20 protein-coding genes are annotated in these 25361 nt (G+C 69.3%); 14 read left to right on the top strand and 6 right to left on the bottom strand.

Annotated features, from left to right (window positions below):
* Positions 1 to 59: 59 nt before the first annotated feature.
* Positions 60 to 1358 carry a GNAT family N-acetyltransferase gene (locus tag AB0O44_RS11550; RefSeq protein ID WP_364137467.1) on the top strand — a complete coding sequence of 433 codons (1299 nt, stop codon included), beginning with the start codon at positions 60 to 62 and terminating at the stop codon, positions 1356 to 1358.
* Positions 1359 to 1627: 269 nt separating this feature from the next.
* Positions 1628 to 3109: a 30S ribosomal protein S1 gene (gene rpsA, locus AB0O44_RS11545; RefSeq protein WP_290257943.1), complete on the top strand. Its 1482-nt coding sequence runs from the start codon at positions 1628 to 1630 to the stop codon at positions 3107 to 3109.
* 82 nt (positions 3110 to 3191) lie between these two features.
* Here the strand turns inward: rpsA and AB0O44_RS11540 are convergent, their stop codons facing one another.
* The 3 genes from AB0O44_RS11540 to AB0O44_RS11530 form a co-directional block, all read right to left on the bottom strand.
* Positions 3192 to 3623, bottom strand: a complete 432-nt coding sequence (locus AB0O44_RS11540; RefSeq protein WP_364137465.1) for a DUF1810 domain-containing protein — start codon at positions 3621 to 3623, stop codon at positions 3192 to 3194.
* 124 nt (positions 3624 to 3747) lie between these two features.
* The gene (locus AB0O44_RS11535; protein ID WP_364137463.1) at positions 3748 to 4311 is read right to left on the bottom strand and encodes a GNAT family N-acetyltransferase; all 564 of its coding nucleotides are present in this window, start codon (positions 4309 to 4311) and stop codon (positions 3748 to 3750) included.
* On the bottom strand, positions 4295 to 4993 hold the full coding sequence (locus AB0O44_RS11530; RefSeq protein ID WP_364137461.1) for a YigZ family protein: 699 nt from the start codon (positions 4991 to 4993) through the stop codon (positions 4295 to 4297). The genes AB0O44_RS11535 and AB0O44_RS11530 overlap by 17 nt, the downstream gene beginning before the upstream one ends.
* Before the next feature lie 22 nt (positions 4994 to 5015).
* On the opposite strand from AB0O44_RS11530, the gene coaE reads away from it, so the two are divergent.
* The 3 genes from coaE (at position 5016) to AB0O44_RS11515 (ending at position 9590) form a co-directional block, all read left to right on the top strand.
* Complete coding sequence (gene coaE, locus AB0O44_RS11525) at positions 5016 to 6257, top strand: dephospho-CoA kinase (protein WP_364137459.1); 1242 nt, start codon at positions 5016 to 5018, stop codon at positions 6255 to 6257.
* Between the two features lie 40 nt (positions 6258 to 6297).
* Positions 6298 to 8385 (top strand): excinuclease ABC subunit UvrB, encoded by a 2088-nt coding sequence (gene uvrB, locus AB0O44_RS11520; protein WP_364137457.1) that lies wholly within the window; start codon positions 6298 to 6300, stop codon positions 8383 to 8385.
* Positions 8386 to 8561: 176 nt separating this feature from the next.
* Positions 8562 to 9590 carry a TerC family protein gene (locus AB0O44_RS11515; protein WP_364137455.1) on the top strand — a complete coding sequence of 343 codons (1029 nt, stop codon included), beginning with the start codon at positions 8562 to 8564 and terminating at the stop codon, positions 9588 to 9590.
* Between the two features lie 101 nt (positions 9591 to 9691).
* Here the strand turns inward: AB0O44_RS11515 and AB0O44_RS11510 are convergent, their stop codons facing one another.
* From AB0O44_RS11510 to AB0O44_RS11500, 3 genes are all read right to left on the bottom strand, one after another.
* Complete coding sequence (locus AB0O44_RS11510; RefSeq protein WP_364137950.1) at positions 9692 to 10957, bottom strand: alpha/beta fold hydrolase; 1266 nt, start codon at positions 10955 to 10957, stop codon at positions 9692 to 9694.
* A gap of 97 nt (positions 10958 to 11054) precedes the next feature.
* A complete protein-coding gene (locus tag AB0O44_RS11505) occupies positions 11055 to 11552 on the bottom strand; it encodes a GNAT family N-acetyltransferase (protein ID WP_364137453.1) in 498 nt (165 codons plus the stop codon).
* Between the two features lie 20 nt (positions 11553 to 11572).
* On the bottom strand, positions 11573 to 14119 hold the full coding sequence (locus AB0O44_RS11500; RefSeq protein ID WP_290257935.1) for a DEAD/DEAH box helicase: 2547 nt from the start codon (positions 14117 to 14119) through the stop codon (positions 11573 to 11575).
* Between the two features lie 178 nt (positions 14120 to 14297).
* Between AB0O44_RS11500 and AB0O44_RS11495 the strand changes: the two genes are divergently transcribed.
* From AB0O44_RS11495 to AB0O44_RS11455, 9 genes are all read left to right on the top strand, one after another.
* Positions 14298 to 14939: an NAD(P)-binding domain-containing protein gene (locus tag AB0O44_RS11495; protein ID WP_364137451.1), complete on the top strand. Its 642-nt coding sequence runs from the start codon at positions 14298 to 14300 to the stop codon at positions 14937 to 14939.
* Positions 14940 to 15620, top strand: a complete 681-nt coding sequence (locus AB0O44_RS11490; protein ID WP_364137449.1) for a serine esterase — start codon at positions 14940 to 14942, stop codon at positions 15618 to 15620.
* Between the two features lie 70 nt (positions 15621 to 15690).
* On the top strand, positions 15691 to 16479 hold the full coding sequence (locus tag AB0O44_RS11485; RefSeq protein ID WP_364137447.1) for a trans-aconitate 2-methyltransferase: 789 nt from the start codon (positions 15691 to 15693) through the stop codon (positions 16477 to 16479).
* 190 nt (positions 16480 to 16669) lie between these two features.
* A complete protein-coding gene (locus tag AB0O44_RS11480) occupies positions 16670 to 18427 on the top strand; it encodes an ABC transporter ATP-binding protein (RefSeq protein WP_364137445.1) in 1758 nt (585 codons plus the stop codon).
* A gap of 101 nt (positions 18428 to 18528) precedes the next feature.
* Positions 18529 to 20268: an ABC transporter ATP-binding protein gene (locus tag AB0O44_RS11475; RefSeq protein WP_364137948.1), complete on the top strand. Its 1740-nt coding sequence runs from the start codon at positions 18529 to 18531 to the stop codon at positions 20266 to 20268.
* Positions 20265 to 20657 carry a GntR family transcriptional regulator gene (locus tag AB0O44_RS11470; protein ID WP_364137443.1) on the top strand — a complete coding sequence of 131 codons (393 nt, stop codon included), beginning with the start codon at positions 20265 to 20267 and terminating at the stop codon, positions 20655 to 20657. Before AB0O44_RS11475 ends, AB0O44_RS11470 begins: the two co-directional genes overlap by 4 nt.
* 163 nt (positions 20658 to 20820) lie before the next feature.
* Positions 20821 to 23721 carry an excinuclease ABC subunit UvrA gene (uvrA, locus tag AB0O44_RS11465; protein ID WP_290258249.1) on the top strand — a complete coding sequence of 967 codons (2901 nt, stop codon included), beginning with the start codon at positions 20821 to 20823 and terminating at the stop codon, positions 23719 to 23721.
* Positions 23722 to 23912: 191 nt separating this feature from the next.
* Entirely contained in the window at positions 23913 to 24635 is a 723-nt protein-coding gene (locus AB0O44_RS11460; protein WP_364137946.1) for an HAD hydrolase-like protein, read from the top strand.
* Positions 24622 to 25290: a lysophospholipid acyltransferase family protein gene (locus tag AB0O44_RS11455; protein ID WP_290257928.1), complete on the top strand. Its 669-nt coding sequence runs from the start codon at positions 24622 to 24624 to the stop codon at positions 25288 to 25290. Before AB0O44_RS11460 ends, AB0O44_RS11455 begins: the two co-directional genes overlap by 14 nt.
* The last annotated feature ends 71 nt before the right edge of the window (positions 25291 to 25361 follow it).

Genomic DNA, 25361 nt, shown 5'->3' with positions numbered 1-25361 from the left:
AGCCACCGGCAGGCGAACGCCGGGTTTACGTTTCACACAGTCATCAGGGGGAGTAGCACGTGTCAGAACAGTATGAGATCCGGCGGTTCACGCCCGCGGCCAAGGGCGAGACGGCCTACCCGGAGGCGGTTGCCTGGATGCGCGCCGTCGCCTTCGGCTTCCACGACGACCGCCGCACGGAGGAACGCGTGGACCGCGGCATCGCCATGCAGCGGACCGACGGCCGGGTGATGACCGGCGCCTACCAGACCGGCCGGGTCGCCGCGCACTCGCTCGACGCCGACATCCCGGTGGCCACCTTCGGCACCATGAACAAAACGCTCAACATCGGGTTCGGGCGCCTGCTCGACGCGCGGCTGGTGACGGCCGTGACGGTCCGGACCTCGCACCGCCGGCGCGGGCTGCTGCGCCGCATGATGGTGCAGGAAATGGAACTCGCCCGGAAGGAAGGCTTCGCCGTGGCGGCGCTGACCGCCTCGGAGGCGTCCATCTACGGCCGCTTCGGCTACGGGGTCGCCACGGCGGAACAGTCCATCAAGGTGGACACCAGCGCGCGCTTCGTCCTCAACCACGTGCCCGTGGGCAGCGTGGAGGTCGCCGATCCCAAGGTTCTCCTGGAGCTCGCCCCGCAGATCTTCGACCGGGTCCACCGCCAGACGCCCGGCTCCGTGGGCCGGCATGAGTTCTACCGGCAGTTCGTCTCCGGTGAGGTCAGCCGGGAAGCCAACGAGGACCCGAAGATCAAGACCGCGCTGCACTATGGCCCGGACGGGACCGTGGACGGGTACGTCTCGTACAAGTTCGGCGGCTGGTCCAGCACGCCGGCCACCATGGAGGTCGTGGACCTGGTGGCCGCCACCCGTGACGCCTACCTGGAACTGTGGCAGTACCTCGGCGCCATCGACCTCGTGGAGCGCGTCACGTGGCAGGAGGCTCCCGTGGACGACCCGCTGCCGTGGGCGCTCAAGGACCCCCGCTGCGTGGAGGCCTCGGAACCCCGCGACATGCTCTGGCTGCGCATCCTGGACGTGCCCCGGGCCCTGGCGGCCCGGCACTACCCGGCCGACGGCCGCCTGGTGCTGGCGGTCGCCGACGGCCTTGGGATCGCCGGCGGCACGTTCGCCCTCGACGTCGACGGCGGGACCGCCACGGTCGCCGACGTTACCGGGCAGGGCGCTGACCTGCCCGCGGACCTGGAACTGGACATCGCCGACCTGTCCTCGATGTTCGTCGGCGGCGTCAACCCGGTCACCCTCGCGGCCGCCGGCCGGATCCGGGAGCTCACGCCGTCGGCCGCGTTCCGCGCCGCCCGGATGTTCGCCGTCGAACGCCCCCCGCACTGCCTCACGCACTTCTAAGCGGGCCGCCCGTGGAGGGGCTGTTCAGGATCTCGCGCAGCCCGGCACCCGCCCGGTGCCGGGCTGCGCCGCGCCCGCATGCGCTTTGACCGGGCTTGGCGGATGGCACTAGACTAAGCGGGCGTGTACTACGTGTGCGCAACCAAATCCACAGAATCAGGATGACCCGGCAGATCGCCCGCGATCTGCCGTGCTTTCTCCCCGTGTCGCCGATGCGGGCTGGACGGTCTGCCTGACCGACTCACTATCCACAACGGAGCCCCTACTACATGACCATCACCTCTACCGAGAAGTCCGGTACCCCTGTCGTCGCGATCAACGACATCGGGTCCGCTGAGGATTTCCTCGCAGCTGTCGACGCGACCATCAAGTACTTCAACGACGGAGACCTCGTTGAAGGCACCGTCGTCAAGGTCGACCGCGACGAAGTCCTGCTCGACATCGGTTACAAGACCGAAGGTGTCATTCCCTCCCGCGAGCTGTCCATCAAGCACGACGTTGACCCCGGAGACGTTGTCTCCGTTGGCGATCAGGTCGAAGCCCTGGTGCTCACCAAGGAAGACAAAGAAGGCCGTCTGATCCTCTCCAAGAAGCGTGCTCAGTACGAGCGTGCCTGGGGCGACATCGAGAAGGTCAAGGAAGAAGACGGCGTCGTCACCGGTACTGTCATCGAAGTTGTCAAGGGTGGTCTTATCCTCGACATCGGTCTGCGCGGCTTCCTGCCCGCATCCCTCGTCGAGATGCGCCGCGTGCGCGACCTCGCTCCGTACATCGGTCAGCAGATCGAAGCCAAGATCATCGAGCTGGACAAGAACCGCAACAACGTGGTGCTGTCCCGCCGTGCATGGCTCGAGCAGACCCAGTCCGAGGTCCGCTCCACGTTCCTCAACAAGCTGGAAAAGGGCCAGGTCCGTCCCGGCGTCGTTTCCTCGATCGTCAACTTCGGTGCCTTCGTGGACCTGGGCGGCGTCGACGGCCTGGTTCACGTTTCCGAGCTGTCCTGGAAGCACATCGACCACCCGTCCGAGGTTGTCGAAGTCGGCCAGGAAGTCACCGTCGAGGTTCTCGAGGTCGACCTGGACCGCGAGCGCGTTTCCCTGTCGCTCAAGGCTACGCAGGAAGATCCGTGGCAGACCTTCGCCCGCACCCACGCCCTCGGCCAGGTTGTTCCGGGTAAGGTCACCAAGCTCGTTCCGTTCGGTGCGTTCGTTCGCGTCGAAGACGGCATCGAAGGCCTGGTCCACATCTCCGAGCTCGCCGTGCGCCACGTTGAGCTGGCCGAGCAGGTCGTCTCCGTTGGCGACGAGCTCTTCGTCAAGGTCATCGACATCGACCTCGAGCGCCGCCGCATCTCGCTGTCCCTCAAGCAGGCCAACGAGGGCGTCGACGCCGACAGCACCGAATTCGACCCGGCTCTGTACGGCATGGCCGCAGAGTACGACGAAGAGGGCAACTACAAGTACCCGGAGGGCTTCGACCCGGAGTCCAACGAGTGGCTCGAGGGCTACGAGACCCAGCGCGCCGCTTGGGAGCAGCAGTACGCTGACGCCCAGACCCGTTGGGAAGCCCACAAGAAGCAGGTTGCCCAGCACGCTGCCGACGACGCCGCTGCTGCGACGTCCGGTGACAGCGACTCCGGCACCACCAGCTACTCCTCGGAGCCGGCTGCGTCCGAGTCCAACACCGGTGGCGGCACGCTCGCTTCCGACGAGGCTCTCGCCGCCCTGCGTGAGAAGCTGACCGGCAACTAATTGCCAGCGGCCCGGGTTTCCCGGGCCACACACCGAGGGCCCCTGCACCATGCAGGGGCCCTTGGTGGTTTAAGTGGCGTCTTCAGCCGGCGAGGATCCGGTCCGTGGCGTCGTCCGCCGTGCCGTCGAAATACCGGTCGAGCAGTTGCTGGAATTCCGGTTGCCCGGGATCGGCCCGGAGGAACAGGGTCGCCGAGGACTGCAGCTTGCGGGCGTCGATGCCGCCGAAGATCTGCACGGCGCTGCGGCCGTCGACTTGGAGCACGGCGCGGGCACACTCCAGCAGCCGGGGGCCGAGCACCGGATGCGCCAGATAGGCGCGGGCCTCGTCCAGCGACGCGATGGCATACATGCGCGACGTCGCGCTCATGCCCAGGCCGGCGACCTGCGGGAAGACGAACCACATCCAGTGGCTGCGCTTGGCCCCGGCCTCCAGCTCGGCCAGCGCCTGCCGGTAGGTGCCGCCAGAGTCCTGCGCCGTCACGAACCGCTCCAAGTCATAGTTGCCGCTCATGCCGCTGCTCCCGTCCTTTGCCCTCGGCTGTTTCCTCCCATCGTGGCACACCCAAGTGACTCGCAGCTGAGGCCGTTATCAATGCTCACAACGGCCTCAGCTGCCAGTCAGATGGGTTGAGATCCTAGGGGAGCGGGATCCGGGCCGTGACCCGGGTGCCGTCGTCGGCGAGCGTCGCACCAAGGCCCGCCAGCAGGGACCGGGCCGCGGCGTTGACGGTGGCGGTGTCCGCCGTGAGGACCGCGGCCCCTGTGGCCGCCGCCTGCACCGTGACCAGCCGCAATGCCTCCCGGCCGATGCCCCGGCCGCGCAGGCTCCGGCGCAGCCAGATCCCGGTTTCAAGCACCAGGGAGCCCCCGGCGGTCCCCGGGACAGACACAGCCTTGAGCCGGACGGCACCGGCAAGCGTACCTCCCGCCGTGACCGCCCAGGTTTTCTCCCGGGCCGGCCCCTCCAGCCCGGCTGCCGCGGCCCGGTGGTAGGCGCGGAACCATCGGACGCGGTCCGCATTCCAGCCCGGAGACCCGCCCCCCGGTGGGGTTACCTCGTCGGCGTCCGCATCGTCCTGAGCGACGGCCAGCAGCCGCTTCAGCACGGCCTCCGTAACGTCGAGAAGTGCTACGTCGATGGGTGCCAGGTCAATGGGCGGCACGTCGGTCGGCTCTGCGGCGTCAGGGGAGCGGGACATCGACCCACTCCGTCCCGCCCGGTTGCAGGGAGGCCCCGCCGGCGGTGAGGGCGGCCACCCGCTCCGCGGCCCGGTCCAGCCCGGCGGGATCGTCCGGCAGCGCCAGCCGCAAGACGGTGGCGTGCTGCTCGTAGGCGGCCTCCGTCATCACGAACCCGGCGGCGCGGAGGTCGTTCTCCAGCCTTCCGGCGGTGGCGTGCGGCGCGGCGACGGAGCAGGTCCTGAGCCGCTGCCGGCGCACCATTGGCGCCAGGTCCAGGGCGGCGGACACCGATTCGGAGTAGGCGCGGACCAGGCCGCCGGCGCCCAGCAGGATACCGCCGAAGTAGCGGACCACGACGGCGGTGACGTCGCTGAGGTCCGCGGCGCCCGGGACGGTTTCGCGTTTCAGGAGCGCCTCCAGCATCGGGATTCCGGCGGTGCCGGACGGCTCGCCGTCGTCGCTGGAACGCTGGACGTCCCGGTCGGGGCCCAGCACGAACGCTGAGCAGTGGTGCCGCGCGTCGTGGAATTCCCGCCGCAGCCCGGCGACCACGGCCCGGGCCTGGTCCTCGTCGGCGGTGCGGGCGATCACCGTGATGAAGCGTGAGCGCTTGATCTCCAGCTCGTGCCGGAACTCCGGACCGGCGGGGACGGTGTAGGCGGTGGCCCGGCTCTCCTGGAATTCGGCGTCGTCAGGCACCCGTTCAGTTTAGTCTTGAGGTGTGCTGAAGATCGGTTTGACCGGCGGGATCGCCTCGGGAAAGTCAGTGGTGGCTTCACGGCTGCGCGAGCTCGGCGCCGTCCTGGTCGACGCCGACGCGCTGGCCAGGGAAGTGGTGGAGCCGGGCACGCCGGGGCTCGCGAAGGTGGTGGAGGCGTTCAGCTCCGCGGTGTTGGGACCCGACGGGCGCCTGGACCGGCCCCGCCTCGGCGCCCTCGTGTTCGGCGATCCGGAGCGGCTCGCCGTGCTCAACGGCATCATCCACCCGCTGGTGCGGGAACGGGCCGCGGCCCTCACCGCCGCGGCCCCCGCCGGCGCCGTGCTGGTCCAGGACATCCCGCTGCTGGTGGAGACGGGGCAGGGCGCCCACTTCCACCTCGTGGTGGTGGTCGACGCGCCCGAACCCGTCCGGGTCCGGCGGATGGTGGAGCACCGGAAGATGACCGAGGATCAGGCCCTCAGCCGGATCGCCGCGCAGGCCGGCCGGGAGGAACGCCTGGCCGCCGCCGACGTCGTGCTCGAGAACGCCGGCTCCAAGGACGAACTCCGGGACGCCGTGGACCGGCTCTGGAAGTTCCGCCTCACCCCCTACGCCGACAACCTCAACCGGCGCCGCGTGGCGGCCCGCACCGGTGGCCCCGCGCTGACCCCTGCCAACCCGGACTGGCCGGCGCAGGCCGCCCGGATCATCGCCCGGCTCCGGGTGGCGGCGGGGGAGGAGGCCCTGACGCTGGACCACGTGGGGTCCACCGCCGTGCCCGGTCTGGCGGCCAAGGACGTGCTGGACCTGCAGCTGGGCGTCGCGGACATGGCCGCCGCCGACCGGCTGGCAGCCGCCCTGACCGGCGCGGGTTTCCCGGTCTGGCCGGGCGTCCTCGCCGACCACCCCAAACCCGCGGACGCGGACCCCGGCCAGTGGGGGAAGCGACTGCACGGCAGCGCCGACCCCGGCCGGGCCGTGAACCTCCACCTCCGGGCCGCCGGCTCCCCGGGCTGGCGGTTCGCGCTGTGCTTCCGCGACTGGCTGCGCGACGACGACGGTGCCCGCGCGGCCTACCTCGCGGAGAAGCGCCGCGCCGCGCGCCTGCACGAGGTGGACCGGTCGACCGCCGGGTACGCCGCGGACAAGGAGAACTGGCTGACCGCATACGCCGTTCCCCGGATGGAGGAGTGGGCGGCCCGCACCGGCTGGCAGCCGCCGTCGTACGGCCTCCCCGGGGGCGGCCGTACCGCCCAAAGCTGAATCGGCTGTTCCTGTCGGTGCCCGGCGGTAAATTAGATTCATGAGCCTTGCCCAGGAAATCAACCGTGTCGTGGCGCCCTTCGAAGTCATCAGCGAGTTCAAGCCCGCCGGTGACCAGCCCGCGGCGATCGCCGAACTCACCGAACGGATTACCAACGGCGAGAAGGACGTGGTGCTCCTGGGCGCCACCGGTACCGGTAAGAGCGCGACGACGGCCTGGCTGATCGAGCAGGTCCAGCGGCCCACCCTGGTGCTGGTCCAGAACAAGACCCTCGCCGCCCAGCTGGCCAATGAGTTCCGCGAACTGCTGCCCAATAACGCGGTCGAGTATTTCGTCTCCTACTACGACTACTACCAGCCCGAGGCCTATGTCGCGCAGACGGATACCTTCATCGAAAAGGACTCCTCCATCAACGAGGAGGTCGAACGGCTCCGGCACTCGGCCACCAACGCGCTGCTGACCCGGCGCGACGTCATCGTGGTCGCCACCGTCTCCTGCATCTACGGCCTCGGCACGCCGGAAGAGTACATCTCCGGGATGGTCACGCTCCGCCGGGGCGCCGAGATGAACCGCGATGATTTGCTGCGGAAGTTTGTCTCGATGCAGTACGCGCGCAACGATATCGACTTCCACCGCGGCACCTTCCGGGTCCGCGGCGATACCGTCGAGATCATCCCGATGTATGAGGAACTGGCCATCCGGATCGAGTTCTTCGGCGACGAGATTGAGAACATCCAGACCCTGCACCCGCTCACCGGCGAGGTGCTCCGCGACGAGGATGAGATGTACGTCTTCCCCGCCTCGCACTACGTCGCCGGGCCGGAGCGGATGGGCCGCGCCATCAAGCGGATCGAGGACGAACTCGCCGACCGGCTCAAGGTCCTGGAGAGCCAGAACAAGCTCGTCGAGGCCCAGCGTCTCCGGATGCGCACCACCTACGACCTGGAAATGATGCAGCAGATGGGGTTCTGCAACGGCATCGAGAACTACTCCGCCCACATCGACGGCCGTGAACCGGGCACCGCCCCGCACTGCCTCCTCGACTACTTCCCGGACGACTTCCTGCTGGTCATCGACGAATCCCACGTCACGGTGCCGCAGATCGGCGCCATGTACGAGGGCGACATGTCCCGCAAGCGGAACCTGGTGGACTTCGGCTTCAGGCTGCCCTCCGCCATGGACAACCGGCCGCTGAAGTGGGACGAGTTCCTCGAACGCGTCGGCCAGACCGTGTACCTCTCGGCCACGCCGGGCAAGTATGAACTCGGCAAGGCGGATGGTTTCGTCCAGCAGATCATCCGCCCCACGGGCCTCATCGACCCCGAGGTGATCGTGAAGCCCACCAAGGGCCAGATCGACGACCTGCTCGGCGAGATCAAGACCCGCACGGCCAAGAACGAGCGCGTCCTGGTCACCACGCTGACCAAGCGCATGGCCGAGGACCTCACCGACTACCTCGTGGGCCACGGCGTGAAGGTGGAGTACCTGCACTCCGACGTCGACACGCTGCGCCGCGTCGAGCTGCTGCGCGAGCTGCGGATGGGCGTGTTCGACGTCCTCGTCGGCATCAACCTGCTTCGTGAGGGCCTCGACCTGCCCGAGGTGTCCCTGGTCAGCATCCTGGACGCGGACAAGGAAGGCTTCCTCCGCTCCGCCACCTCACTGATCCAGACCATCGGCCGTGCCGCGCGTAACGTCTCCGGCGAGGTGCACATGTACGCGGACAAAATCACCGACTCGATGGCGCAGGCCATCGACGAGACGAACCGCCGCCGCGCCATCCAGGTTGCCTACAACAAGGACCACGGCATCGACCCGCAGCCGCTGCGGAAGAAGATCGCCGACATCACGGACCAGCTGGCCAAGGAGGATGCGGACACCCGCGAATTGCTCGCCAGCGCCGGAAAGGGCAAGGGCAAGAACGGCGGCAAGGGCGGAGCGAAGGTCCGCGCCGACGGCCTCGCCGCGGCGCCCGCGGAGGACCTGGTGGGCCTGATCGAACAGCTCACCGAGCAGATGCACGCCGCCGCCGGCGAGCTGCAGTTCGAGCTCGCCGCCCGGCTCCGGGACGAGGTCGGCGACCTCAAGAAGGAGCTCCGGCAGATGCAGTCGGCAGGTCACGCCTGAGGTAAACTGGGAGGCACGTAGGGGAGTATCCCAAAGCGCTACGATCGTCAGCACGCATGGCACGGACGCCATGCCGGACGTAGCGGGCACCACACCAGATCCAGGAACGCGTTCCTGGCCGCCGTGGGGCCGGAGAGACTTACACCGCTGAGTCATGCCCTCCGAAAGGTTTCTACGTGCCTGAACTTCCCCTCTGGTTTGAGATCGGCTCCTTCGCCGTCCTCGGCCTGATCCTTGCCATCGACCTGCTGCTGGTCCTGAAGCGGCCGCACGAGCCGTCGATGAAGGAAGCCGGCCTCTGGGTCTCGTTCTACATCGGCCTGGCGCTGCTGTTCGCGGGCGCCATGTTCCTCTTCACCGGCCCCGAGTACGGCGGCCAATTCGTCTCCGGCTGGGTCACCGAGTACAGCCTGAGCATCGACAACCTGTTCGTGTTCATCATCATCATGGCGCGCTTCTCGGTGCCCCGGAAATACCAGCAGGAAGTCCTGATGGTGGGCATCATCATCGCCCTGATCCTGCGCGGCATCTTCATCATGCTCGGCGCGATCGTCATCGAGCAGTTCAGCTGGGTGTTCTACATCTTCGGCGCGTTCCTTCTCTGGACCGCCTGGAAGCAGGCCCAGGACGAGGGTGAGGACGAAGAGGACCGGGAGAACCCGCTGATCGCAAGGATCCGCCGCGTCCTGCCGATGTCCGAGAAGTTCGACGGCGGCAAGATCCGCACCGTGGTGGACGGCAAGAAGGTCTTCACCCCCATGGTGATCGTCTTCGTCACCATCGGCCTGACCGACCTCCTCTTCGCGGTGGACTCCATCCCGGCGATCTTCGGCCTGACGCAGAGCGCGTTCATCGTCTTCACCGCCAACCTGTTCGCCCTGATGGGCCTGCGCCAGCTGTACTTCCTGCTGGGCGGCCTGATGACCCGGCTGGTCTACCTCAAGCACGCGCTCTCGGTGATCCTGGCCTTCATCGGCGTCAAGCTGGTCCTGCACGCCATGCACGTCAACGAGCTGCCCTTCATCAACGGCGGCCGGCACATCGAATGGGCCCCGGAGATCCCCACCTTCGTCTCCCTCGGCGTCATCGTCGGCACCATCATCATCGCCGTCGTCGCCAGCCTCTACAGCTCCAAGGCCACCACGGCCAAGCTGGACGCCCGGCTCGAGGAAGACTCCCGCAAGAGCCTCACCGACGCCGAGTAGCGCCGACCCAGTACCGGCTAGCGCCGGTCGCGCTGGCAACAATGCCCGGGGAAGCCAGCGCTTCCCCGGGCATTGTTGTGCCCAGGCTGTGCCGGGCGGTGTCAGGCCGTGTGGGCCCGTGCCATCCCCAGCAGGCGGCCGAAGATCGCCTCGCCGTCGTCGGCAATGCCGTCGTGGTGGAACTCGTCCGTCTCCCAGACCTGCAGCCCGCGCACCGCGCGGGCGGTTTCCAGCGACAGGTCGCGGTCCACGTAGATGTCGTCGGTGTAGACGGCGGCCGCGACCGGCACCGTGGTGGCGGCCAGTCGGTCCAGGTCGTACAGCGGCGCCCAGTCGTCCTTCTCTGCCAGCAGGGCGGCGACGGCGCGCAGCGGCTCCAGCGCCGGGTCCTGCTCGAAGTACCAGGGGTAGACCATCTCGCCGGTGAGCAGCGGGGCCGGCACGTCCGGGCGGAACTCTGGGTGGTCCTGCAGCACCCGCAGCGCCGCCCAGTCCGTCGCCTCGCCCTGGCCGTAGATGGATTCGTGCATCAGCGCGTAGAGCGGGTTGGCGGCGCGGGTGACCAGGCCGCGGACCTGCTCCAGGAAGGTGTCGGAGAGCCGGTCGCCGTCGGGAGTGGCGGTGAAGGCGTCCTCCAGCAGGTGGTGGAGGCCGTCCACGCGGGTGTTGCCGCCCAGGAAGGAACCCACCATCTGGAACCGCTCCACCGTCAACGGGCTGCCGTCCGCCAGCACCTCCGGCGTCTCCCGCAGGTGCCGGGCGATCCGGTTCACGGTCTCCCGGTCCTCCGGGTACCAGCCGAAGTATTCGGCGTTGCGGGCGGCGACCCGGCGGAACGTGGCCTGGTAGACCCGGTCCGCGGGGCCGGTGAGGGGAGCGAGGCCCCCGGTGATCAGCACCTCGCGCAGACCCTCCGGGGCGAAGGACAGGTAGGTCAGGGCGCAGAAACCTCCGTAGCTCTGCCCGTAAATGGTCCACGGCGCCGCGCCGAGGGTCCGGCGGATCGCCTCGGCGTCGGCCACGATCGAGTCGGCGCGCAAGTGGGTTAGGTACTCGGCCTGGTCCCGGTCGCTGCCCCGCAGCGGCAGGGTGTGCCGGTCCGCGGGGGAGGACAGGCCGGTGCCGCGCTGATCCAGCATGAGAATCCGGAAGTCCTTGGCCGCGGCCTTGCCCCAGCCGCCCAGGGACGGGAACCGGTTGCCGCGGCCGCCGGGGCCGCCCTGCAGGAAGAGCAGCCAGGGCAGCTCCTGCGCCTGCTCCTCGGTGTGGTCGGCGGAGACGTACTCGCGGGCGAAGACAGTGATGGTCTCGCCCGCGGGATCCGCATGGTCCAGGGGGACCTCGAAGTAGTGTTCGGTGGTGCGCATCCCCCGGTAGCTGTGCCGGCCCTTGACCACGTGCGGGACGGAGCCGGACTCGAGGACGGGCAGCGGGGCGTGCGCGGCGGGTGCCGGGGCCACGGTGTCAGCCACGGGCCGCCTCCGCGCGGGAACCGAACCCTGCCAGGGCGTCGCCGGTGAGCCGGAAGGTGGACCATTCGTCCATCGGCGCCGCGCCGAGGTTCCGGTAGAACGCGATCGAGGGCTCATTCCAGTCCAGGACGCTCCACTCCACCCGGGCGTAGCCGCGTTCGACGGCGGTGGCAGCCAGGTGCTGCAGCAGGGCCTTGCCGTGCCCGGCGCCGCGGGCCTCCGGCTTGACGTACAGGTCCTCGAGGTAGATCCCGTGGACGCCCTCCCAGGTGGAGTAGTTCAGGAACCACAGAGCGAATCCCTGCACCTCGCCCGCCTCGTTCTCGGCCATGGTGGCGAAGACCCGCGGGTTCTCCCCGAACAGCACTTCGGTGAGCATGTCAGGGGTGTTCCGGACCGCGTCCGGCTCCTTTTCGTAGATGGCCAGGTCGTGGATCATCTGCAGGATGGCGGGGACGTCGGAGGCGGCCGCGGGCCGGATTACAGTCATGGACTGCAGTTTACTAGCGGCTACAGACGGTTAACGTCGGTCACGCGCACCACCGCGCTGCCGGCCTCGTCGGAGGCGGCGAGGTCCACCTCGGCGGAGATGCCCCAGTCGTGGTTGCCCTCCGGATCGTCGAAGATCTGCCGGACCTTCCAGCGGCCCGGCTCCTCGGTGATGATCAGCAGCCCGGGTCCGCGCGCGTCCGGCCCGGTGCCGATGTCGTTGTGTTCGTCGAAGTAGTCGTCCAGGGCGTCCTCCCAGCGCTCGGCGTCCCAGCCGGCGGCGCCGTCGAGCTCCCCGAGTTCGGTGGCGGCCTCGTCCGCGAAGAGCTCAACGCGGCGGAACATCTCATTCCGCACCATCACCCGGAAGGCCCGGACGTTGGATGTCAGCGACGGCGGCGGGGGAGGGGGAGCGTCGTGCGGGGTGGGCGCGGCGCCGGAGGTGAGTTCCTCCCATTCGTCCAGCAGGCTGGAGTCGACCTGCCGGACCAGCTCGCCGAGCCACGCGATCAGGTCCTCGAGGTCCTCGCGCAGGGCGTCCTGCGGCACGGTCTGTCGGAGCGCCTTGAAGCCGTCCGCCAGGTAGCGGAGCACGATCCCCTCGGAGCGGGCCAGGCCGTAGAACTGGACGAACTCGCCGAAGTTCATGGCCCGTTCGTACATGTCGCGGATGACGGACTTGGGTGCGAGTTCGAAGTCGCCGATCCAGGGCGCGGCCTTGCGGTAGACGTCGAACGCCTCGCCGAGGATTTCGGCCAGCGGCTGCGGGTAGGTGACTTCCTCCAGCATGGCCATCCGCTGGTCATAGTCGATCCCGTCCGCCTTCATCGCGGCGACGGCCTCGCCGCGGGCCTTCTTCTGCTGCGCGGAGAGGATCTGCCGCGGCTTCTCCAGCGTCGATTCGATCACCGAGACAACGTCCAGGGCGTACGACGGCGACTCCGGGTCCAGCAGGTCCAACGCCGCCAGGGCGAAGGGGGAGAGCGGCTGGTTCAGTGCGAAGTTGGCCTGCAGGTGCACGGTCAGCCGGACCGACCGGCCGTCCGGGCCCTGCTCGGCGGCCGGGATCCGCTCGACGACGCCCGCCGCCAGGAGCTCGCGGTAGATGCCGAGAGCGCGCTTCATCAGCTTCAGCTGCGCGGGCCTCGTTTCGTGGTTCTCGGTCAGCAGCCGGCGGGCGGCCTGGAAGGGATCGCCGGGGCGTTCCATCAGGTTCATCAGCATCGCGTGCGTGACGGTGAAGCTGGAGACCAGGGGATCCGGCACGGACTCGACCAGCCGCTGGAAGGTCGGCTCACCCCAGGACACGAAGCCCTCGGGCGGCTTCTTCTTGACCACCTGGCGGAGCTTCTTCTGGTCGTCGCCGAACTTGGCGGTGGCCTTGGCCATCGCCTTGACGTTCTCGATCACGTGCTCGGGCGCCTGGACCACCACGGTGCCGGCGGTGTCGTAGCCTGCGCGGCCCGCGCGTCCGGCGATCTGATGGAATTCGCGCGAGTTCAGCAGACGGGTGCGGACGCCGTCGTACTTGCTCAAGGCGGTGAGCAGCACGGTGCGGATGGGAACGTTAATGCCCACGCCCAGGGTGTCCGTGCCGCAGATGACCTTCAGCAGCCCCGCCTGCGCCAGCTGCTCCACCAGGCGGCGGTACTTGGGCAGCATGCCCGCGTGGTGGACGCCGATGCCGTGCCGGACCAGCCGGTTCAGCGTCTTGCCGAACCCGGGCGCGAACCGGAAGCCGGCAATGAGTTCGGCGATCCGGTCCTTTTCCTCCCGGGTGCAGACGTTGATGCTCATCAGCGTCTGGGCCCGGTCGATCGCCTCCAGCTGGCTGAAGTGCACCACGTACACCGGGACCTGTTTCGTGGAGAGCAACTCCTCCAGGGTCTCGTGCACCGGCGTCTGCTGGTAGTAGAAGTGCAGCGGGATGGGCCGCTCCGCGGAGCTGACCGTGGTGGTGGGGCGGCCGGTCAGGTCGGTGATGCCGGTTTCGAAGCGGCTGACGTCGCCGAGGGTCGCGGACATCAGCAGGAACTGGGCCTGCGGCAGTTCCAGCAGCGGCACCTGCCACGCCCAGCCGCGCTGGGGGTCCGAATAGAAGTGGAACTCGTCCATGATCACGGAGCCGAGTTCGGCGGCCGAGCCCTCCCGGAGGGCGATGTTGGCCAGGATCTCGGCCGTGCAGCAGATGATCGGGGCATCCTGGTTGACGCCGGAGTCGCCGGTGATCATGCCGACGTTCTCGGCGCCGAAGATGTCGCAGAGCGCGAAGAACTTCTCGGAGACCAGGGCCTTGATCGGGGCGGTGTAGTAGCTGCGCTGTCCGCGGGCCATCGCCTGGTAATGGGCGGCAATCGCTACCAGCGATTTACCCGAACCGGTGGGGGTGGCGAGGATGACGTTGGCCCCGGAGGCCAGTTCCATGACGGCCTCGTCCTGGGCGGGGTAGAGGGCGATTCCGCGGCTCTCCGTCCACTCGACGAAGCGGGTGTAAAGCTCGTCCGGGTCCACACCCGCGCCGCCTGAAACGCGGGCGGCCGGGGCGGGGAGCTGATCTACGAGTTTCATTGCCTTCCAGCTTAGTGCCGCGGCCGTCGGGCGGGATTCCGCACCGGCGCAGCAAACACTTGAACATTCAACTGCAGCGGCGTAGTTTTAGTTGTAGCTTCAACTTATCAATTCGATCCCGGCAGAACAGAACCCCATGAAAAACCTCCTGGCACGCCTCTTTGGAAAGAAGAACCCCATGACTGACATCACCATCATCGGCAACGGCTCCATGGCCCGTGGCATTGCCACCCGCGCCCTCGCTGCCGGCCGCACCGTCGAAATCCTTGGCCGGGACGCGGACAAGGCCCGGACGCTGGCTGGTGAACTCGGCGCAGGCGTCGGCCACGGCAGCATCGGGAGCGCCCCCGCCGGCGGCCTCCTCGTCCTCGCGGTTCCGTTCGACGCCGCCAGGGACGTGGTGGAGAGCTATGGCGCCGCCCTGGCCGGCAAGGTCATCGTTGACATCACGAACCCCGTCAACTTCGAGACCTTCGACTCCCTCGTGGTCGCCCCGGGCAGCTCCGCGGCCGAGGAAATTGCCGCCCTGGCCCCCGCCGGTGCGCCCGTCGTCAAGGCCTTCAACACCACCTTCGCCGGAACCCTCATGACCGGCCAGTCCGCCGGGCAGCCGCTGGACGTCTTCATCGCCGGCGACGACGAGGCGGCCACCGCCGCCGTCGCCCGCTTCGTCAGCGACGCCGGCATGCGGCCCCTCGCCGTCGGACCGCTCAAGCGCGCCCGCGAACTCGAAGGCTTCCAGTTCGTCCTCATGACCATGCAGGCCAGCCCCGCGTTCCCCGACTTCACCTGGGACACCGGCCTGAAGGTGACGAAGTAAATGACGGACACCTATCCGGCGCCGGTGGTGGCGACCGCAGGGTCCGCAGACCCGAAGGCACCACTCGTGGTCCTGCTGCACGGCCGGGGATCGAACGAACGCGACATCCTGGGCCTGGCCGGCGCGTTGCCCGAGGGCGCCGCCTATGCCGCCGTGCGGGCCCCCATCGCCGAGGGCGGCGGCTATGCCTGGTTCGCCAACCGCGGCATCGGACGGCCCGTAGCCGAATCCCTGGCCGGGACCATGGCCTGGTTCCGGACATGGTTGGACGGGGCCGCCCCGGCCGGCCGCCCCGTGGTGCTGGTGGGCTTCAGCGGCGGCGCCGCCTTCGCCGGCGGCCTGCTGCTCTCCGACCCGGTCCGCTACGCCGGCGCGGCCATCCTCTACGGGACGCTGCCCTTCGACGCCGGAGTCCCCGTGACCCCTGGCCTGCTCGACGGGACGCCCGTCTTCGTGGCCCAGGGCGAGCAGGACCGGGTGATCCCCGCGGAACTGCTCGACCGCACCTGGCGGTACTTGCGGGGCGAATCATCCGCGGCCGCCCGCTCCCGGCGCGACCCGGGCGGCCACGGCATCTCGCCCCGGACCCTGGCGGAGCTGGGCTCCTGGATCGCGGACCTCACGGCGGGCGCCGCGCGGACCACGGACCGTGACGCCCCGGCGGCCCCCGCCCGGGCTTAGGCTTCCCCTGGAAGAACACTGCGGGTGAAAGAACACTGCGGTTAAAGAGCATCGCGAGGCGGGGGAACTCATGAAGTGGGATGCGGCCAAGTATGCACAGTTCGGCGACCACCGGGACCGGCCCTTCTTCGACCTGACCGGGCGGATCCGGGCCGAAGCGCCGCGGCAGGTGGTGGACCTCGGCTGCGGACCGGGCAACCTGACGGCTGCCCTCGCCGCCCGCTGGCCAGGTGCCGACGTGGTGGGTATCGACTCCTCACCGGAGATGCTGGAACGTGCAGCGGCGCTGGCCGGCGGCGGCCTCCGCTTCGAGCGGGCCGACATCGCCGGCTGGCAGCCCGGTCCGGAAACCGACGTCGTGGTCACCAACGCGGCCCTGCAATGGGTCCCGGGCCACCGCGGGCTGCTGGAGGGCTGGCTGGCCGCGCTCCGCCCCGGCGCGTGGTTCGCCCTCCAGGTCCCGGGCAACTTCGATGCCCCCTCGCACGCGCTGATGCGCTCCCTGGCCGGGACGGGGGAGTGGGCCGAGCCGCTCGCCGGAGTCCTCCGGCACGACGACGTCGTGGGCCAGCCCGCCGACTACCTGAAGCTGATGCTTGATGCCGGCTGCGACGCGGACGTCTGGGAGACCACCTACTTGCAGGTGCTTCAGGGCCCGGACGCCGTCCTGGAGTGGGTCCGCGGCACGGGGCTGCGGCCGGTTCTCGCCGCACTCGACGGCCCGGACGCCGAACGCTTCGAGGCGCAGTACGGAGCGATGCTCCGGGAGGCCTACCCGCGGGGGCCGCACGGGACGGTCTTCGAGTTCCGCAGGGTCTTCGCCGTCGCCCGCAAGCGCGGCGGTTCCCTCCTCGATTGACGGATGTGACACGCCGTGTGACAACTTCCGCTGAGTCGTAGGCATACAATGACAAAGCGGTCTGGGGGCGGCCGCGCGACTCTCCGCTTCCGGGTACCTTTCCGCCGCCAGGCCGGGGGACGGTACCGGCCCGGCGGGCGACGGCTACGACGTCCGCCATCACGCTGCGTGACCCGACGTTGGAGGTTCTATGCTGTTTGCCCTGATCAGACGGGCGCTGGCCGCGCATCGGGGCGCGGTCGCGGCCATCATCGGGCTTCAGCTGCTCCAGACCACCGCCAACCTGCTCCTTCCCACCCTGAATGCGGCGATCATCGACCAGGGGATCGTCGCCGGCGACACCCCGGCCATCCCGCGCCTGGGGGCCGTCATGGCCGCCGTCGCCGCGGTGCAGGTGGTCACGGCCCTCGCCGCAGGCTACCTCGGCGCCGTCGTCGCCATGCGGGTCGCCCGGGACCTGCGCAGCGACCTCTTCGCCACCGTGCAGACCTTCTCCTCGCAGGACATCGCCGGCTTCGGCGCGTCCAGCCTGGTCACCCGGGCCACCAACGACGTCGTCCAGATCCAGAACCTCACCCTGCTGGTCCTGACAATGCTGGTGGCGGCGCCCGCCAGCTTCGTCGGCGGCATCGTGCTGGCGGTTCACCAGGACGTGGCGCTTTCCGGCATCGTGGTCGCCGTCATCCCGCTCCTGGCAGCGATCATGTTCCTGATCGTCCGCCGGCTGATCCCGCTCTACCGGGCGGGCCAGCAGCTCATCGACCGCGCCGGCCGGACGCTGCGGGAGCAAATCATCGGTGCCAACGTGATCCGCAGCTTCGTGCGGCAGGAGCACGAGATGCGGCGCTTCGGCGCGGTCAACCGGGACCTCACCCGGAACAACCTGGATTCGGCGCTGTTGGTGGCCGGGATGAATCCCCTGATCATGATCGTGGTGAACCTGTCATCCGTGGCGGTCGTCTGGTTCGGCGGGCACCGGATTGCCGCCGGGCAGATGAAGGTGGGCGCCCTGGCCGCGTTCATCGCCTACATCCTGCAGATCATGATCGCGATCGTCATGGCCATGTATGTGTTCACTACGGCGCCCCGGGCTGCCGTCTGCGCCGAACGGATCCGGGCGGTGCTGGACACCGAGCCGTCCATCGCCGACCCCCGCACCGCCGTCGTCGGCGCTGCAGTCCGGACGGTCGAACCCCGCGCCGCCGCCGGGACGGTCGAGTTCCGCGACGTCGGCTTCGCCTATCCGGGGGCAGAGAAGCCCGTGCTCTCCGGGATCAGCTTCACGGCCCGCCCCGGCACCACGACCGCGGTCATCGGCGCCACCGGCAGCGGGAAGACCACGCTGGTGAACCTCCTGCCACGCTTCCTGGATCCGACGCACGGCACCGTCTTCCTGGGCGGGGCCGACATCGCCACGCTGCCCCTGGACCAGCTGCGCGGCAGGATTTCGCTGGTGCCGCAGCACTCCCACCTTTTCGGCGGGACCGTGGCGCGGAACCTCCGGGTGGGCGGGCTCGACGCCACCGACGCCGAACTGTGGGAGGCGCTGGAGGCTGCGCAGGCCGACGTCTTCGTCCGCGAACTCGACGGCGGGCTCGACGCCCCGCTCAGCCAGGGCGGCGGCAACCTCTCCGGCGGCCAGCGGCAGCGGCTCTGCATCGCCCGGGCCCTGCTCCGCCACGCCGACATCTACCTCTTCGACGACAGCTTCTCGGCCCTGGACTACGGCACCGACCACCGGCTGCGCCGCGCCCTGCAACCCCTGCTGGCGGACGCCACCGTGCTGGTGGTGGCCGAACGGGTGGCCAGCATCGCGGACGCGGACACCATTCTCGTGCTGGAGGAGGGGCGGGTCAGCGCGCAGGGCAGCCACGACGCGCTGCTGGCCGGCTCCCCGGCGTACCGGGACATCGCCGCCTCCCAGCTGATCCTGGCGGACAGCCTGTGACCGCCGACGGCGCCGCCGACACGGCCGTCACCCCGCCGCCCCCGCCGCGGCGGCGGACGGCAGCCCGGCTGCTCGGACTGCTCCGGCCCGTGCGGCTCAGGATGGCAGGCGTCGTCGCGGCAACCTGCGGCTTCGCCGCCCTGAACGTCGCCGCACCGAAGTACCTGGGCGACGCCACCGACATCGTGGTCCGCGGCGTCATGGGCCGGGGCTTCGACGAGGCGCACCTGGGCCGGCTGCTGCTGGCGGTGTCGCTGATGTACCTCGGCGCCTCCGTCTTCAGCTGGATCCAGGGCGCCCTCACCGCCACCGCCGTGCAGCGGCTCAGCTACGGCCTCCGGGCCGCCGTCGAACGCAAGGTCCACGTCCTGCCGTCCGCCCACTTCGAGGGCCAGCACCGCGGCGACGTGCTGAGCCGGGCCACCAACGACGTCGACAACGTCTCCCAGTCCCTGAACCAGCTGCTCAACCAGTTGATCATGTCCGTCCTGATGCTCACCGGGGCGCTGACCATGATGATCTGGCTTTCGCCGCTGCTGGCGCTCATCGCGCTCGTCTCCGTGCCGGTGTCCACCCTGGTCACCGTCCTGGTGGCTCGCCGGTCGCAGGCGCACTTCGGCGAACAGTGGAGCAGCACGGGCGCCGTCCAGGCCCACCTCGAGGAATTCTTCTCCGGGCACGAGGTGGTCAAGGCCTTCGGCCGCCAGGAGGCCGCCGCCACGGTCTTCCGCGCCGGGAACGAGCGGCTCTACCGGGCCGCCTCCAGCGCGCAGTACCTCTCCGGGATGGTGCAGCCGCTGATGCTGTTCGTCGCCAACCTCAACTACATCGCCGTCGCCGTCATCGGGGCACTCCAGGTGGCCGCGGGAACCATGAGCATCGGCGGTGTCCAGGCCTTCATCCAGTTCAGCAGGCTCTTCAGCCAGCCGATGGGGCAGATCGGCGGCATGCTCACCCTGATCCAGTCCTGCCTGGCCTCCGCCGGGCGCGTCTTCGCCCTGCTCGACGCGGACGAAATCCCCGCCGACACCGGAGAAGTCGCCGTGCCAGCCGGCACCGGCAACGCCGCCCTTCCGGCCGGACGGATCCGCTTCGAGGGGGTCAGCTTCGGCTACCGCCCGGACGCACCGGTGGTCCGCGACCTCAGCTTCACGGCCGAACCCGGCCAGACGGTGGCGATCGTCGGCCACACCGGCGCCGGGAAGACCACGGTGGTCAACCTCCTGATGCGCTTCTACGAGCCCGACGCCGGCCGCATCACCATCGACGGCGTCGACATCGCGGAGCTGCCCAGGGACGTCCTCCGGGCGGGCATCGGAACCGTCCTGCAGGACGCCTGGCTCTTCACCGGCACCATCCGGGACAACATCGAGTACGGCCGGCCCGGCGCCCCCGACGCGGACATCATCGCCGCAGCGCAGGCCAGCCACGTCGACCCGTTCGTCCGCGCCCTCCCGGACGGGTACGCCACCGTCCTCGGCAACGACGGCGGCTCGCTCAGCCGCGGCCAGCGCCAGTTGATCTCGATCGCCCGCACCCACCTGGCCGGCGGCAGCATCCTGGTCCTGGACGAGGCCACCAGCTCCGTGGACAGCAGGACCGAGCTGCAGATCCGGGAAGCGATGGCACGGCTCCGGGAGGACCGGACCAGCTTCGTGATTGCCCACCGCTTGTCCACCGTCCGGGACGCTGATCTAATTCTCGTCATGGACCAAGGACGCGTCGTTGAGCAGGGCACCCACCAGGAACTGACCGGACGGGGAGGCCACTACGCCGCGCTGTGCCGCGCCCAGTTCGCCGGGCTGCCGGCCGCCGCGGACGCCCTGGAGTCCGGCCGGTGACGCCTCCGTCCGCCGGCACGGCCGCCTTTCCGGGCACCTGGAAGCCCAGCACCGCCAGCTCCGTCCCGCTGTTCGAGCAGCTGCGGCTGAACATCATCGAACGGGCCGACGACGGCACGCTCGCCCCCGGAACCCGGCTCCCCGCCGTCCGCAGCCTGGCCGCCGAGCTGGGCGTCGCGCCGCACACCGTGGCCCGCGCCTACAAGGAACTCGAGGCCGCCGGCGTCGTCAGCACCCAGGGCCGCAACGGCACGGTGGTCTGCGCGCGGGACGAGGCCTGGGGGTCCCTCGCCGAGTCCGCCGCCGACTACGCCGCCGCCGCGCGGGCCAAGGGCGCCAGCTTCGCCGAGGCGGTCCAGCTGCTCGCCGCCGCGTACGACCGCCACTGAGCGGCGTTGAGCGCCCCTGACCGGGGTGCCCTAGCACACGCACCGCCCGAATAGCGATTCGAAGAAGTTTTCGATTAGCATGGTAAGCGTGCCTAAAGCCGTAGCTGAAGAACCCGCCGTCGTTATCCAGCCTGACGCCACCGCGCCGGAGCCCGGAAAAGCCGTGTCCCGGACCGAAGGAAAGACGGCCCGGGTGGCCACCGCGGTGCCGGAACGGCCCGACCTGTCCCGCCTGGTGGTGAAGGGCGCCCGCGAGCACAACTTGCGCAACGTTGACCTGGACCTGCCGCGCGACGCGATGATCGTCTTCACCGGCCTCTCCGGCTCCGGCAAGTCCTCCCTGGCGTTCGACACCATCTTCGCCGAGGGCCAGCGCCGCTATGTCGAGTCGCTCTCCGCCTATGCCCGGCAGTTCCTGGGCCAGGTGGACAAGCCCGACGTCGACTTCATCGAGGGCCTCTCGCCCGCGGTCTCGATCGACCAGAAGTCCACCAGCAAGAACCCCCGCTCCACCGTGGGCACCATCACCGAGATCTACGACTACATGCGCCTGCTCTGGGCCCGTGTGGGGCGCCCGCACTGCCCGGTCTGCGGCGAGCCCGTCACCAAGCAGACCCCGCAGCAGATCGTGGACCAGCTGCAGGAACTGCCCGAGGGTACCCGGTTCCAGGTCCTTGCGCCCGTGGTCCGCGGCCGTAAGGGCGAATTCGTCGAGCTCTTCAAGGAGCTCAGCGCCAAGGGCTACTCCCGTGCCCGGGTGGACGACAAGCTGGTCCAGCTCAGCGACCCGCCCAAGCTGGGCAAGCAGTTCAAGCACACCATCGAGGTGGTGGTGGACCGCCTGGTGGTGAAGGAAGGCATCCGCCAGCGCCTGACCGACTCGGTGGAGACCGCCCTGGGGCTCGCCGAGGGCCGCGTCCTGGCAGAGTTCGTGGACCTCGACGCCGATGATCCCGAGCGGATCCGCGCGTTCTCCGAGCACCTCGCCTGCCCCAACGAGCACCCCCTCGCGCTGGACGAGATCGAGCCCCGCTCCTTCTCCTTCAACAACCCGTTCGGTGCCTGCTCGGTCTGCAGCGGCATCGGCACCCGGCTCGAGGTGGACGAGGAACTCATCGTCCCCAACCCCGAGCTGTCCCTGGCCGAGGGAGCCATCGCCCCCTGGTCGATGGGCGCCGCCACCACCGAATACTGGATTCGTCTCCTCAGCGGCCTCGCCAAGGACGTCGGCTTCTCCATGACCACGCCCTGGGAGAAACTCTCCAAGGATGCCCGCCAGACCGTCCTGCACGGCAAGGACCACAAGGTGGTCGTGCAGTACCGCAACCGCTTCGGCCGGGAACGCAAGTACAGCACCGGCTTCGAGGGCGTCGTGCAGTACGTGCACCGCAAGCACACCGAGACGGATTCCGACTCGGCCCGCGACCGGTACGAGGAATACATGCGGCAGGTCCCGTGCCCGGCCTGCAATGGCGCGCGCCTGAACCCGGCCTCGCTGTCCGTGCTGATCAACGGCAAGTCCATCGCCGAGGTCGCCGCCCTGCCGATGCGCGAGTGCGCCCACTTCCTGGACACCCTGGTGCTCACCGGCCGCGAGGCCCAGATCGCCAACCAGGTGCTCAAGGAGATCCAGGCCCGCCTGACCTTCCTGCTGGACGTCGGCCTCGAATACCTGAACCTGGAACGGTCCTCGGGCACCCTGTCCGGCGGCGAGGCCCAGCGCATCCGCCTGGCCACCCAGATCGGCTCCGGCCTGGTGGGCGTGCTCTACGTCCTCGACGAGCCCTCGATCGGCCTGCACCAGCGCGACAACCGCCGGCTCATCGAAACCCTCACCCGGCTCCGGGACCTCGGCAACACCCTGATCGTGGTCGAACACGACGAGGACACCATCCACGAGGCCGACTGGGTGGTGGACATCGGACCGGGCGCCGGCGAGCACGGCGGAAAGGTGGTCCACTCCGGCTCCTACCAGGACCTGCTGAAGAACACCGAGTCCCTCACCGGCGACTACCTCTCCGGCCGGAAGGCCATCGCGGTGCCGAAGAAGCGCCGCAAGTACGACAAGAAGCGCGAGCTGAAGGTCGTCGGGGCCAAGGAAAACAACCTCCTCAACGTAGACGCCTCCTTCCCGCTGGGGCTCTTCACCGCAGTCACCGGCGTCAGCGGCTCCGGCAAGTCCACGCTGGTCAACGAGATCCTCTACAAGGTCCTCGCAACCAAGCTCAACGGCGCCAAGCAGGTGGCCGGCCGGCACAAGACCGTCCAGGGCCTCGAGCACCTGGACAAGGTGGTCCACGTCGACCAGAGCCCCATCGGCCGCACGCCCCGGTCCAACCCGGCCACGTACACCGGCGTCTTCGACCACATCCGGAAGCTCTTCGCCGAGACCACGGAGGCCAAGGTCCGCGGCTACCTGCCCGGCCGGTTCTCCTTCAACGTCAAGGGCGGCCGTTGCGAGGCTTGCTCCGGCGACGGCACCCTGAAGATCGAGATGAACTTCCTGCCGGACGTCTACGTCCCCTGCGAGGTCTGCCACGGCGCCCGCTACAACCGGGAAACGCTCGAGGTCCACTACAAGGGCAAGACCATCGCGGACGTGCTGAACATGCCGATCGAGGAGGGCGCGGAGTTCTTTGCCGCGTTCTCGCCGATCGCCCGGCACCTGCGCACCCTGGTCGACGTCGGCCTCGGCTACGTGCGGCTGGGCCAGCCGGCCACCACCCTCTCCGGCGGCGAGGCGCAGCGCGTCAAGCTGGCAGCGGAACTGCAGAAGCGCTCCAACGGCCGCAGCGTCTACGTCCTGGACGAGCCGACCACCGGCCTGCACTTCGAGGACATCCGCAAGCTCCTCATGGTGCTGCAGGGCCTCGTGGACAAGGGCAACACCGTGATCACCATCGAGCACAACCTTGACGTGATCAAAAGTGCGGACTGGATCGTGGACCTGGGTCCCGACGGAGGCTCCGGCGGCGGGCGGATCGTCGCCTCCGGCACCCCGGAACAGGTTGCCAAGTCCAAGGACAGCCACACCGCGGCGTTCCTCGCCGAAATCCTCGGCTAGCCCCTTCTCGACGCATCAAGAGGCTGTCGACACGCAAATGCCCTGCCGCACCCGGAATTCCGGGCGCGACAGGGCATTTGTGCGTCGAACGACACCCGTGGCAGCGTGCCGCACGGGATCCGGCCTCCGGTTAACCGTTCGTCTGGACGAATTTCGGCCTTCCGGCCCCTCGTGAGAAACTAGGGCCCGTGATGCCAACCCCCGTGCCCGTGATCTTCGACCTGGACGGCACCCTGGTGGACCCGGCCGGCGGCATCACCGGAGGCATCGCCGCCGCCCTGCGGCAGCTCGGGATGCCCGTTCCGGGCCCCGCCGACCTGGACGCGATGGTGGGCCCCAAGCTCAGCCACTCCCTGCTGGAGATCGCCGGCGTCCCCGCCGACCGGCTCGAGGACGTCATCCGGCTCTACCGGGCGCACTACCTCGCCGAGGGCATTGCCCGGAGCCGGGTCTACGACGGGATCCGCGAACTGCTGGAGACCTTCGCCGCCGACGGCCGGCCCGCCGCGGTCGCCACCCAAAAACCCGAGCACCTGGCCCGGATCGTCCTGGACCACCACGGCCTGACCGGTTTGTTCCACACCATCCGGGGCTCCGCCGCGGACGAGTCCGCCTCCGCGCACGGACCGGCCGGGAAGGCCGGGATCGTCGCCGCCGCCCTCGCCGACCTCGGCACCGGCTACGCCGTCATGGTGGGGGACCGCGCCCAGGACGTCGCCGGAGCGGCTGCCAACGGCCTGGAGTGCATCGGGGTAGGCTGGGGTTTTGCGCTCGACGGCGAACTCGCCGGGGCGGGCGCGGTGGCGGTCGTGCACAGCACCTCCGACCTAACCGACACGATTACCCGGCTGGACGCCGTCCGGACCGGTGCCCTGCAGGCCCTGAACGAGGTGCACACCGATGGCAATGTTTGACGCGATCCGCTGGACCACGCGGGGGCTGGTCAGCTCGACCTGCCGCCCCACGGTCATCGGACTCGAGAACGTCCCCACCACGGGACCGTTCATCGTGGCGCCGAACCATCTGTCCTTCCTGGACAGCGTGATCGTCCAGGCCCTCATGCCGCGGCCGGTGGCGTTCTTCGCCAAGGCCGAATACTTCACCACCAGCGGCGTCAAGGGCCGCCTGATGAAGGGCTTCTTCGAGGCCGTCGGTTCCATCCCGGTGGAGCGCGGCGAGCAGGCCGCCAGCGTGCAGGCACTCAAGACGCTCCTGGACATCCTCGAAGCCGGCAAGGGCATCGGCATCTACCCCGAGGGCACCCGCTCCCGCGACGGCATCCTCTACCGCGGCCGCACCGGCGTCGGCTGGCTCGCCCTGACCACCGGGGCCCCGGTCATCCCGGTGGGCCTGATCGGCACCGAGAACCTGCAGCCGGCGGACAGCAACAAGGTCCGCCCGCAGCACTTCACCATGAAGGTGGGGGAGCCGCTCTACTTCGAGAAGACCGGCCCGGACCACTCGCTCCCGGCCCGGCGCCAGGTCACCGACAAGATCATGGACGCCATCGCCGAGCTGAGCGGCCAGGAACGCGCCACCACCTACAACCAGAGCAAAACCGTCGAGTAGCGCCAACTCCGATACGGGAGGGCGGCGCGTGCGGCGTGCCCCGATGCGGGGGCGGGGCGTGCCGCTCAGTA

The organism is Arthrobacter sp. NPDC080082 (assembly GCF_040686595.1).
Taxonomy (GTDB): domain Bacteria; phylum Actinomycetota; class Actinomycetes; order Actinomycetales; family Micrococcaceae; genus Arthrobacter.
Note: the sequence above shows the minus strand (reverse complement) of the source record. Positions and strands in the feature narration are given on the sequence as shown.

Excerpts from the sequence above, each read along its gene's own strand:
- AB0O44_RS11510 (WP_364137950.1), bottom strand. The coding sequence starts at position 10,957 with ATGCGCACCACCGAACACTACTTCGAGGTCCCCCTGGACCATGCGGAT.
- AB0O44_RS11490 (WP_364137449.1), top strand. The coding sequence starts at position 14,940 with ATGACGGACACCTATCCGGCGCCGGTGGTGGCGACCGCAGGGTCCGCA.
- AB0O44_RS11535 (WP_364137463.1), bottom strand. The coding sequence starts at position 4,311 with ATGTCCCGCTCCCCTGACGCCGCAGAGCCGACCGACGTGCCGCCCATT.
- AB0O44_RS11500 (WP_290257935.1), bottom strand. The coding sequence starts at position 14,119 with ATGAAACTCGTAGATCAGCTCCCCGCCCCGGCCGCCCGCGTTTCAGGC.
- AB0O44_RS11480 (WP_364137445.1), top strand. The coding sequence starts at position 16,670 with ATGCTGTTTGCCCTGATCAGACGGGCGCTGGCCGCGCATCGGGGCGCG.
- uvrB (WP_364137457.1), top strand. The coding sequence starts at position 6,298 with ATGAGCCTTGCCCAGGAAATCAACCGTGTCGTGGCGCCCTTCGAAGTC.
- rpsA (WP_290257943.1), top strand. The coding sequence starts at position 1,628 with ATGACCATCACCTCTACCGAGAAGTCCGGTACCCCTGTCGTCGCGATC.
- AB0O44_RS11485 (WP_364137447.1), top strand. The coding sequence starts at position 15,691 with ATGAAGTGGGATGCGGCCAAGTATGCACAGTTCGGCGACCACCGGGAC.
- AB0O44_RS11505 (WP_364137453.1), bottom strand. The coding sequence starts at position 11,552 with ATGACTGTAATCCGGCCCGCGGCCGCCTCCGACGTCCCCGCCATCCTG.
- AB0O44_RS11455 (WP_290257928.1), top strand. The coding sequence starts at position 24,622 with ATGGCAATGTTTGACGCGATCCGCTGGACCACGCGGGGGCTGGTCAGC.
- AB0O44_RS11540 (WP_364137465.1), bottom strand. The coding sequence starts at position 3,623 with ATGAGCGGCAACTATGACTTGGAGCGGTTCGTGACGGCGCAGGACTCT.
- AB0O44_RS11495 (WP_364137451.1), top strand. The coding sequence starts at position 14,298 with ATGACTGACATCACCATCATCGGCAACGGCTCCATGGCCCGTGGCATT.
- AB0O44_RS11460 (WP_364137946.1), top strand. The coding sequence starts at position 23,913 with ATGCCAACCCCCGTGCCCGTGATCTTCGACCTGGACGGCACCCTGGTG.
- AB0O44_RS11475 (WP_364137948.1), top strand. The coding sequence starts at position 18,529 with ATGGCAGGCGTCGTCGCGGCAACCTGCGGCTTCGCCGCCCTGAACGTC.